9 protein-coding genes and 1 pseudogene are annotated in these 9527 nt (G+C 72.4%); 6 read left to right on the top strand and 4 right to left on the bottom strand.

Translation table 11 applies throughout. The features are described 5' to 3' along the window. Positions 1–19: 19 nt before the first annotated feature. Positions 20–2458 (bottom strand): penicillin-binding protein, encoded by a 2439-nt coding sequence (locus ACWEVO_RS19870; RefSeq protein ID WP_452309005.1) that lies wholly within the window; start codon positions 2456–2458, stop codon positions 20–22. A gap of 401 nt (positions 2459–2859) precedes the next feature. Here ACWEVO_RS19870 and ACWEVO_RS19865 point away from each other — a divergent pair, with 401 nt between their 5' ends. Then, complete coding sequence (locus tag ACWEVO_RS19865) at positions 2860–3180, top strand: WhiB family transcriptional regulator (RefSeq protein ID WP_046564004.1); 321 nt, start codon at positions 2860–2862, stop codon at positions 3178–3180. Between the two features lie 21 nt (positions 3181–3201). Here the strand turns inward: ACWEVO_RS19865 and ACWEVO_RS19860 are convergent, their stop codons facing one another. The 3 genes and pseudogenes from ACWEVO_RS19860 to ACWEVO_RS19850 all read right to left on the bottom strand — a co-directional run. Continuing rightward, positions 3202–4353, bottom strand: a complete 1152-nt coding sequence (locus tag ACWEVO_RS19860; RefSeq protein ID WP_452309004.1) for an ArsA family ATPase — start codon at positions 4351–4353, stop codon at positions 3202–3204. A 54-nt stretch (positions 4354–4407) separates the two neighbouring features. Next, positions 4408–5385, bottom strand: coding sequence for an ArsA-related P-loop ATPase (locus ACWEVO_RS19855; RefSeq protein WP_452309003.1), 978 nt, complete (start codon positions 5383–5385; stop codon positions 4408–4410). A 26-nt stretch (positions 5386–5411) separates the two neighbouring features. Beyond that, a pseudogene (locus tag ACWEVO_RS19850) lies at positions 5412–5993 on the bottom strand (Rv0361 family membrane protein); the annotation flags it as partial. A 513-nt stretch (positions 5994–6506) separates the two neighbouring features. On the opposite strand from ACWEVO_RS19850, the gene ACWEVO_RS19845 reads away from it, so the two are divergent. The 5 genes from ACWEVO_RS19845 to ACWEVO_RS19825 all read left to right on the top strand — a co-directional run. Beyond that, a complete protein-coding gene (locus tag ACWEVO_RS19845) occupies positions 6507–6956 on the top strand; it encodes a hypothetical protein (RefSeq protein WP_452309002.1) in 450 nt (149 codons plus the stop codon). Positions 6957–7018: 62 nt separating this feature from the next. Further along, on the top strand, positions 7019–7174 hold the full coding sequence (locus ACWEVO_RS19840) for a DUF4177 domain-containing protein (protein ID WP_013736319.1): 156 nt from the start codon (positions 7019–7021) through the stop codon (positions 7172–7174). Positions 7175–7179: 5 nt separating this feature from the next. Beyond that, entirely contained in the window at positions 7180–7641 is a 462-nt protein-coding gene (locus ACWEVO_RS19835; protein WP_452309001.1) for a RidA family protein, read from the top strand. A 123-nt stretch (positions 7642–7764) separates the two neighbouring features. After that, positions 7765–8559, top strand: a complete 795-nt coding sequence (locus ACWEVO_RS19830; protein ID WP_452309000.1) for an MBL fold metallo-hydrolase — start codon at positions 7765–7767, stop codon at positions 8557–8559. Continuing rightward, on the top strand, positions 8556–9527 hold a 972-nt coding region (locus tag ACWEVO_RS19825; RefSeq protein WP_452308999.1), incomplete at its 3' end, for an adenylate/guanylate cyclase domain-containing protein. The genes ACWEVO_RS19830 and ACWEVO_RS19825, both read left to right, overlap by 4 nt.

The raw sequence follows: 9527 nt of genomic DNA, 5'->3' as shown, positions 1-9527 counted from the left end.
CCCGTTGTCGGATCGGGGGTCAGCGGCGTGGTGGTCGTCCGGGACCGTTGCCGTTGCCAGCCGGCGGGGGTGGGGCGGCGCCGCCGCTCGGCTGGCCGCCACCGCCGGCGCTGACCTCGATGGTCACCACGCCGCCCTTGATGGTGCGCCCGTCCGGGCTGGTGCCGGCGGCGGTGCCCGCCGGGCAGTCCGACGGGGTCGGGCTGGTCGCGACCACCGGCTCGAAGCCGGCCCCGCGCAGCCGCGACTTGGCGTTGTCGATCGACTGGCACTTCACGTCGGGGATGGAGCGCTGGTCACCTTCGAGGATCTTCCCGCTCGGCGGGGTGAAGTTGATCCGCTCCTTGCCCTTCATGGCGTCGCGGAGCGTCTCGTAGACCGCCGGGTTGATGCCCCAGGGCACCTCGTTGTGCTTCATCCGCTGGGTGGTCTGCGGCCAGTCCGGGTCGGCCTCGATGCCGGCCACCGCGTACTGCTTGGTCATGGCGACCAGGGCCGACGTCTTGTCCGAGTCGGTGGTGCCGGACTTGCCGGCCACCGGGGCGTTGACGATCCCCTTCACGTTGCCCGCGGTGCGGCTCTTGCACTGGCTGGTCGAGGAGTTGTCACCCACCGGGCAGCGGGCGGCGTCCACGGCGGCCCGGGCCACCTGGGTGCTGATCCGCTGCTCGCAGTGCGGGTTGGCGATGTCGAGCTTGTCGCCGTCGGGGCCGCGGATCTCCTGGACCGGGATCGGCTCGCAGTATTTCCCGTCGGCCGCCAGCGTGGCGTACGCGTTGGCCAGTTCCAGCGGCGTGGTCTGCGAGACACCGAGGGTGAACGCGCCCCACTGGTGCGCGGCGTCCTTGTTCTCGGCGAACTGCGCGTCGCTCGGCGCCCGGAAGGTGATGCCCAGCTTCTGTGCCGCCTTCACCACGTTCTCGGCGCCGACCCGCTGCTGGAGCGCGACGAAGAACGTGTTGACCGAGAAGCCGAAGGCGCTCCACATGTTGTGTACGCCCGCCATCGCCTTGTTGGCGTTGACCGGGCAGTAGAAGTGGGTGCCCTTGCAGGCGGCCGGGTTGCTGGAGTCGATGATGTACTCCGACTTGAACTGCTCCGGCGCGTTGATGGTGTAGCTGAGCGGGTAGCCCTTCTCCAAGGCCGCCACCAGGGTGAAGATCTTGAAGGTCGAGCCGGCCTGGTAGCCGGTGATGCCGGGCCCGCCGGTGATCAGCGGGTTGACCGTGTTCGGGCGGTTGCCCCGGATGCCCTTCCTGGCCTTCTTCGGGTCGCTGGAGAGCTTGTTCTGCGGGTGCTTCGGATCATCGATCTTGAAGTTGCGGTTGACCGCGATCGCCCGGACCCGGCCGGTGCCCGGCTCGATCACCGCCACCATCCGGGCCGCCGTGGCGCTCGGGCTCAGGTGGTTGCGGACCGCCTTGTCGGCGGCCTTCTGCGCCTGCACGTCGAGGGAGGTGGTGATGGTGTAGCCGCCGCTCTTCAGCCGGCGCTCCCGGTCGTACGAGGTCGAGCCGAACGTCTCCTGCTGCAGCCACCAGCGGTAGAAGTAGTCGCAGAAGAAGCCCCAGCTCTGGGTGTTGGTGGCGACGCAGCCGTTGGGGGTGCGCTTGTCCTTCACCACCAGCTTGATCTTCTTGGCCTGGTCGGCCTGCTCCTGGGTGATCGCGCCGATCTGCACCATGTTCTGGATGACGTAGTCACGGCGGCCGACCGCCTCGGGGTAGCCGGCCTTGGTGGTGGGGTCGAACGCGGTCGGCGCCTTCACCATGCCGGCCAGCATCGCCGACTCCTGGATGTCGAGCTTGCTCGGCGCCTTGCCGAAGTAGACCTGGCTGGCGGCGTAGATGCCGTACGCGCCGTTGCCGAAGGCGGCGATGTTCAGGTAGCGCTCCAGGATCTCGTCCTTGGAGAGCTCCTTGTCGATCTGGAGCGCGTAGCGCATCTCGCGCAGCTTGCGGGCGCTGGTGTCCTCCGTCGCCGCGACCACGTCGGCCGGGTGGGTGGCCGAGTAGGAGATGGCCAGCCGGACGTACTGCATGGTGAGCGTCGAGGCGCCCTGGCGGGAATTCGTCCCGGACTGGTTGTTGACGAACGCCCGGGCGACGCCGTTGAGGTCCACGCCGTTGTGCTTGTAGAAGTCGTGGTCCTCGGCCGCGATGATGGCCTTCTGCATGAGCGGCGAGATGTCCTTGAGCTTGACGTCGCGCCGGTTCTCGTCGTACATCGTGGCGAGCGGTGTCTTGCCGTCGGCGGCGAGCAGATAGCTGATCTGCGGCGCGCGGGCCACCGTCAGCTCCTTGGGCAGCGAGCCGAAGGTCTCCGCCCCCGCCTTCGCCGCGAGTCCGGACATCGCCACCGCGGGGAAGGCCGCCGCCGCGACCACCACGCCGGCCAACAGGCCACAGACAAGCAGCGATGCGGCGTTGGTCAGCACATTGTGGTCACGTTTCCGCATCCAGGTCACCTCGACAGGGTACGCGAGTAGGGAACGAGGGGCGCGCGGGGAACTTTCCCCATTTCCCGTGCGCGCCGGCCTCGTTGTGCTAAACGCACGAGCCCTGGTGCGTGGTTGCGTGAACCTGCCGAAAGTCTCCTCCGAACGGGGGAGCGCCGCAGCGTTTTCACCTACTCCGGCCGGGTAGACGGCGGGCGAAAGCCCGGGAAGCCGGGAGTGTCCGGAATGATGGATTTAGCCGACAACGTTGCGTAATCGGCCGACTACACAGCATGATGGTGGCGGCGACGTAGCCACATGTCATCCGTGCCGCTCTGGGGAGGCCGGGCGGGTGACCGGGGGGTTGATTCGACGGCTGGTCGCGCGAAGTCGGTAGGTACTGCAAGGGGGGACGTGTACAGATGGGCATGATCACTGACTGGCCGTCACTGGCGGCGTGTCAGAACGGGGACCCGGACGCGTTGTTCGTACAGGGCGCCGAACAGAACGTGGCGAAGAGGATCTGCCGGAGCTGCCCAGTTCGGTACGAGTGCCTGGCCGACGCGCTCGACAACCGGATCGAGTTCGGTGTGTGGGGTGGCATGACCGAACGCGAACGCCGGGCGTTGCTGCGCCGTCACCCGCAGGTGACCAGCTGGCGCAAGATGTTCGAGGCCGCCATGAAGAAGAACGCCAAGGAGAAGGCCGGCAAGGACAAGGTCCTGGTGACCACCGCCAACTGACCGACGCGTCGGTCGCCCGGCTCACCGCCGGCTGATCGCCTCGCCGATCGTCCGCAGCCCGTCGACGTCGTGCACGTCGGCGGGCTGCGCCGTCACCGACACCGCCGGCACCGCCGGGAACGCCGCGGTGAACCGGGCCGCCACCCGCTGCTCGCGTACCGCCTGCTGGGCCAGCGCGGCGTGGGCCCGCAGCACCTCGACGGTGCCCTCGTGGCCGCCCTCGCCGGCCAGCCGCTCGGCGGCGGCCAGGCTGTCGGCGGCGCTCAGCTGCGGGACCGCCGGCTCGTGCACCCGGTTGAGCACCAGGCCGGCCAGCGGCATCCGCTCCTCGCGCAGCCGGCCGGCGAAATAGGCCGCCTCCCGGACCGCGTCCGGCTCCGGCGCCGCGACCAGCAGGAACGCCGTCTCCCGGGCCTGCAGGATGCGGTACGTCTGCTCGGCCCGCTGCCGGAAGCCGCCGAACATCGAGTCCAGCGCGGCGACGAAACCGGAGAGGTCGGTGAGCAGCTGCGCGCCGATCACCTTCTGCACCACCTTCGAGAACATCCCGAAGCTCGCCGTGACGAGGCTGAACATGCTCCGCCCGCCACTGCGGGCCGGTGCGAGCAGCAGTCGCAGCATCCGGCCGTCGAGGAAGCGGGAGAGCCGGGCCGGGGCGTCGAGGAAGTCCAGCGCGGAACGGGACGGCGGGGTGTCCACCACGATCAGGTCCCACTCGCCCCGCGCGTGCAGCTGGCCGAGCTTCTCCATCGCCATGTATTCCTGCGTGCCGGCGAAGGTCGAGCTCATGGCCTGGTAGAAGGGGTTGGCGAAGATCTCCGCCGCCTTCGCCGGATCGGTGTGCTGGAGCACCACGTCGTCGAAGGTGCGCTTCATGTCGAGCATCATGGCGTGCAGCTCACCGCCGCTCGCCTCGACGTCGATCCCCTTCACCTGGCGTGGGGTGTTGTCCAGCTCGGTCAGGCCGAGCGACTGGGCCAGCCGGCGGGCCGGGTCGATGGTGAGCACCACCGTCCGCCGGCCGTGCCGCTCGGCCGCCCGCAGCGCCAACGCGGCCGCGGTGGTCGTCTTGCCCACGCCGCCGGCCCCGCAGCAGACCACGATCCGCACGCCGGGGTCGGCGAGGATCTGGTCCACGTCCAGCGGAGGCGCCGCGTCTTCGGAAGGCACCAATCGAGCGTATCGGTCTGGAGGGGGTCTCTGCGCCGTGCCGGCCGCAGGTGTGAGTCAATCGGCCCGAACGAGGGCCCTGGCCAGGGTCTCCAGCCCCGCCCGGTCCACCCCGTCGGGCAGCAGCGGCAGCTCGGTCAGGGGCAGGCCCAGCTCCACCAGGTCGGCCCGGAGCGAGTCCTCCAACTCCCGGCGTACCTGCTGGTCCCGGGCCTCGGCCACCAGGCCGGCGACGGTCCGGCCGTCGGTCGGCAGCCCGGCGGCGGAGAGCCCGCGCTTCAGCTCGGCCGCGGTCACCGCGCGGCCGGCCGGGACCGGGGGCCGGGCCCCGTTGACGATCACCCGGCCGACCGGGAAGCCGAGCTGGTTCAGCTCCGCGATCGCGTCGACCGTCTCCTGGACCGGCATCTCCTCGAGCAGGGTCACCACGTGTACCGCCGTCATCGGCGAACGGAGCAGCGCGGAGACCCCCTCGCTCTGGGTCTTGATCGGGCCCACCTTGGCCAGCCGGGCGGTCTCCGCCGTCACGTTGAGGAACCGGCCGATCCGCCCCGTCGGCGGGGCGTCCAGCACCACCGCGTCGTACATCCGGCGCTGGCCGCTGGTGCGGGTGGTCGCCTCCTTGACCTTGCCGGTGAGCAGCACGTCCCGCAGTCCCGGGGCGATGGTGGTGGCGAAGTCGATCGCGCCGAACTTGCGCAGCGCCCGGCCGGCCGCGCCGAGCCGGTAGAACATGTCCAGGTACTCGAGGAGGGCCTCCTCGGCGTCCACCGCGAGGGCGCGCACCTCGCCGCCGCCCGGGGCGTCGGTCAGGTGCCGCTCCTCGTAGGGCAGCGGATCGGTGCCGAAGAGCTGGGCGATGCCCTGCCGCCCCTCCACCTCGACCAGCAGGGTGCGCCGGCCGCCGGCGGCCAGCCCGACGGCCAGCGCCGCGGCCACGCTGGTCTTGCCCGTGCCGCCCTTCCCGGTCACCACGTGCAGGCGGGCCGGCCACGCGGTGCCGGCCGGGTCGCCCGGTTGCTCAGCTGCTGCCACCCGTCGAGCCTATCCAGGCGACGGGGTCAGGCGACCTCGCAGACCCACCAACCCGTCTTCTGCACGACCGTGAAGCGCAGGTCCTGGTCGGCGACCTTCTCGTCGGAGGTGGTCATGGTGACCCGGGTGGTCACGGTCGCCCGGTCCCCGGTCCGGTTGTCCACCTTCGGGCTGGTCCAGCGGAACCGCGGGTTCTGGTACTGCGTGGCGTACTTCTTGACCTCGGCGACCTTCGCGGCGATCTTCTTGTCGTCGCGGGAGGCGGAGCAGACGAAGGTGGCCGCCTTCCGGGCGTCGCGGTCCTTGTACACGGCGGTGAGGAAGCCGTCCACGGCGACCGTCGGCTCCTTCGCGCCCTGGCCCTCCTCCGCGTTGCGCAGGGTGAGGAACGCGGCCGTGCCACCGCCGCCGCAGAGCAGCACCGCCGCCGCCAGCACGATCGAGGCGATCAGCAGACCGCGCCGCTTCTTCGGGGCCGGCGGCTCCTGGTACCCCGGGTGACCGGGCGGCGGACCGGCGGGACCGGGCCCCGGCGGCGGGAAGCCGGCGCCGGGCGGAGGCGGCGGATAGGCCCCGGAAGCCGGGGGCGGGAAGTTTCCCGAAGGGGGCGGATAGGCCCCGGAAGGCGGCGGGAAGGCGCCCGAAGGCGGCGGCGGATAGGCCCCGGAAGGCGGTGGCGGGAACGCCCCGGGCGGCGTGGCCCCGACGGGCGGCTGCTCGGGCGACGGACCACCGGGCGCGGCGGCGCCGCCGATGGGCGGTTGGGTCATGTCTTCCCCCGGGGTACGGCGCCGTCGCCGCCCCCGGCGGCCGACGCGTGATCCAGCACGCGGGCGAGCGAGGTCGCCCGTCCAGACCGGAAGGGTAGCGGTCGATGGGCGACTTGCCAGCCCCGCGTGTCGGAGCGGTCCCCCGTGCCGCCCGGCGGGAGACGTGCACGGGCCGTCGCGTTGCCGACGAAGGATGTGTCGCATATGTGACTGAACGTGATCGAGGCTGCGCGTCCCGTTGCCGGGACTCCCGGCAGGTCCTACGTTCGTCGCGAGGCGGGGGCCGGACCGGGCAGCGGGTCCGAGCCGGATGGTGGTGACTTTGACCAGGTACGACGCCGGAGGCAGCGCATGCGCGACGCGGAGAACACCCCAAGAGCCCAGTTCCCGCCCGGTGAGCGGGCCGGCCGCCCCGGTGAGGTCGAGGGGCCCGGCACGGGGCCGTCGGTCAACGAGCGGACGTACCGCTCCCCGGTCGAGGTGCTGCGTACGCTGGTCCGCCCCGCCGAGCGCGGCCGGGACGAGGAGGGGCCGGGCTACGTCATCCACCTGCCGGTCCGCGTCCCCGACCTGGCCGCGGCCACCGCGCTGGCCGGCACCGTCGCCACCTCGCTGGGCTTCCTCAACGAGCTGGACCCCGGCGAGACCACGGTCTCGACCGCGGACGACCAGAACAACCGGCACCGGGTCTTCTGCGATCTGCTGCTGCCCGACCGCACCCGCTGCCCGCAGCGGTACGACCACGAGGGGCCCTGCGGCGAACCGCCCGGCACCCCGGAGCAGCGTCCCGCGTCCCGGTAGTTCCGCCGGATCGTAGGCTGTGCCTGACCGAAGTCCATGCCAGGCAAGGGAGCCTTCACCCAATGCAGAAGTGGGAATACGCCACGGTCCCGCTGCTGGTCCACGCGACCAAGCAGATCCTCGACAACTGGGGCGAGGACGGCTGGGAACTGGTCTCCGTGGTTCCCGGCCCGAACCCGGAGCAGCTCGTCGCCTACCTCAAGCGTCCGAAGGCGTGACCGGCATGAGCAACGGACCGCACGCGAAGCTCGCCGAGCTGGGCCTGACCCTGCCCGAGGTGGTGCCGCCGGTGGCCAGCTACGTGCCGGCCGTCCAGTCCGGCCAGCACGTCTACGTCTCCGGCCAGCTCCCGATGGCGGAGGGCAAACTGCTCGCCACCGGCAAGGTCGGCAACGGCGTCTCGGCCGACCAGGCGAAGGACCTGGCCCAGCGGTCCGCGCTGAACGCCCTCGCCGCGATCGACGCGCTGGTCGGGCTGGAGAACGTGGTCAAGGTGGTGAAGCTGACCGGCTTCGTGGCCAGCGCGCCGGGCTTCACCGGCCAGCCGGGCGTGATCAACGGGGCCTCCGACCTGTTCGGCGCCGTCTTCGGCGAGGCCGGCCGGCACGCCCGCAGCGCCGTCGGCGTGGCCGAGCTGCCGCTCGACGCGCCGGTCGAGGTCGAGGTCATCGTCGAGGTCGCCTGAGCGCTCCGCCGCCCTCGCGATCTTGCGGTTTTCGCCCCGGCAGAACGCCCCGAACAGGGACAAACCAGGGACCGCAACTGCAAGATCGCGGGGAGTGGCGGGCGGGGTCGTACGATCGCTGCCATGGGCGGGCATGTGACCGGGGCGGCGGGTGCCCTCGCGGACGAGCTGCCGGGCTGGGTGACGCTGCTGCGCGCGCCGAACCCGGGGCCGATGACGCTCGACGGCACCAACACCTGGGTGCTGCGCGCCCCCGGCGCGGAGCACGCGGTCGTCGTCGACCCGGGTCCGGCGGACGAGGCGCACCTGGCCGCGATCGCGGCGCACGGGCCGGTCGGGTTCGTACTGATCACGCACGGCCACCACGATCACACCGAGGGCGCGCCGCGGCTGAGCGAGCTGCTCGACGGGGCGCCGGTGCTCGCCGTCGACCCGGCGCACACCATCGGCGGCGGGGCGCTGACGCCGGACTTCGCGCTGGACGCCGGCCTGGAGATCCGCCTGCTGAGCACCCCCGGGCACACCGCCGACTCGGTCTGCTTCCTGGTCCGGCACGGCGATGAGCGGGTGGTGCTCACCGGTGACACCATCCTGGGCCGCGGCACCACGGTGGTTGCCCACCCCGACGGGCACCTCGGGGACTACCTGTCGAGCCTGGAGCTGCTGTCGGCGTACCGGGGGATCCCGGCGCTGCCGGGGCACGGCCCGGCGCTGGCCGACTGCGGCGTGGCCGCCGAGTTCTACCTGGCCCACCGGCGGGCCCGGCTCGACCAGGTGCGGGCTGCGGTCGCCGCCGGCGCCACCACCGCGCCCGAGGTGGTCGCGACGGTCTACGCCGACGTCGACCGGTCGCTCTGGTGGGCGGCCGAGTGGTCGGTCCGCGCCCAGCTCGAATACCTCGGGGTGGAGCAGCCGTGACCTGCCCGGTCTGCGGCACGCTCGCCGTCCCGGGGGCGAAGTTCTGCCACAACTGCGGGGCCGCGCTGCCGGCCGCCGCCGCCCTGCCCACCGCCGAGCGGCGGGTGGTCACCGTGCTCTTCGGCGACCTCTCCGACTTCACCTCCTGGTCGGAGGACCTCGACCCGGAACGGGTCGGCGCGGTCACCGACCGGGTGCTGGCCGCCCTCGCCGGCGCGGTCAAGACCTTCGGCGGGCACGTCGACAAGCTGACCGGCGACGGGATCATGGCGGTCTTCGGGGCGCCGGTGGCGCACGAGGACGACGCCGAGCGGGCCGTCCGGGCGGCGCTGTCCATGCAGCGGGCCGTCCGCCGGGTCCTCGACGACGAGCGGGGCGGCGGCGCGCCGCTCGGCCTGCGGGTCGGGCTGAACACCGGCGACGTGATCGCCGGCATCCAGGCCGCGATCGAGTACACGGTCATCGGCGACACGGTGAACACCGCCGCCCGGCTCGCCGACGCCGCCGCCGTCGGCGCCGTCTACGCCGGCGGGCGGACCTCCGCCGCGACCCGGCACGTCGCCTCGTGGCGGGCACTGCGGCCGCTGCGGCTCAAGGGCAAGCGCGAGCCGGTCGAGGCGTACGAGCTGCTCGGCCTCCTGGACGCCCCGGGCACCCGGTCCGGCCTCGGTGACGAGGCACCCTTCGTGGGCCGGGAGACCGAGATCGGGCGGGTCGCCGGCCGGCTCGCCGAGGTGATCGACCGGGGCGAGCCCCGGGTACTGCTGATGACCGCCGAGGCGGGGATCGGCAAGTCCCGGTTCGCCGCCGAGGTGGAACGCCTCGCCGCCGGCTACGACGTGGGCGCCGGCCGGTACGCGGCGCACACCGGCGCCCGGGTGCTCTCGGTCCGCTGCGCCGCGTTCGGCGAGCGGCGTCGGCTCGCCCCCCTCGCCGACCTGGTCCGCGCGGCGGTCGGCCTGCCCAAC

Source organism: Micromonospora sp. NPDC003776, assembly GCF_053605645.1.
The sequence above is the reverse complement of the archived record's forward strand: the minus strand, read 5'-3'. Positions and strand labels throughout refer to the sequence as shown.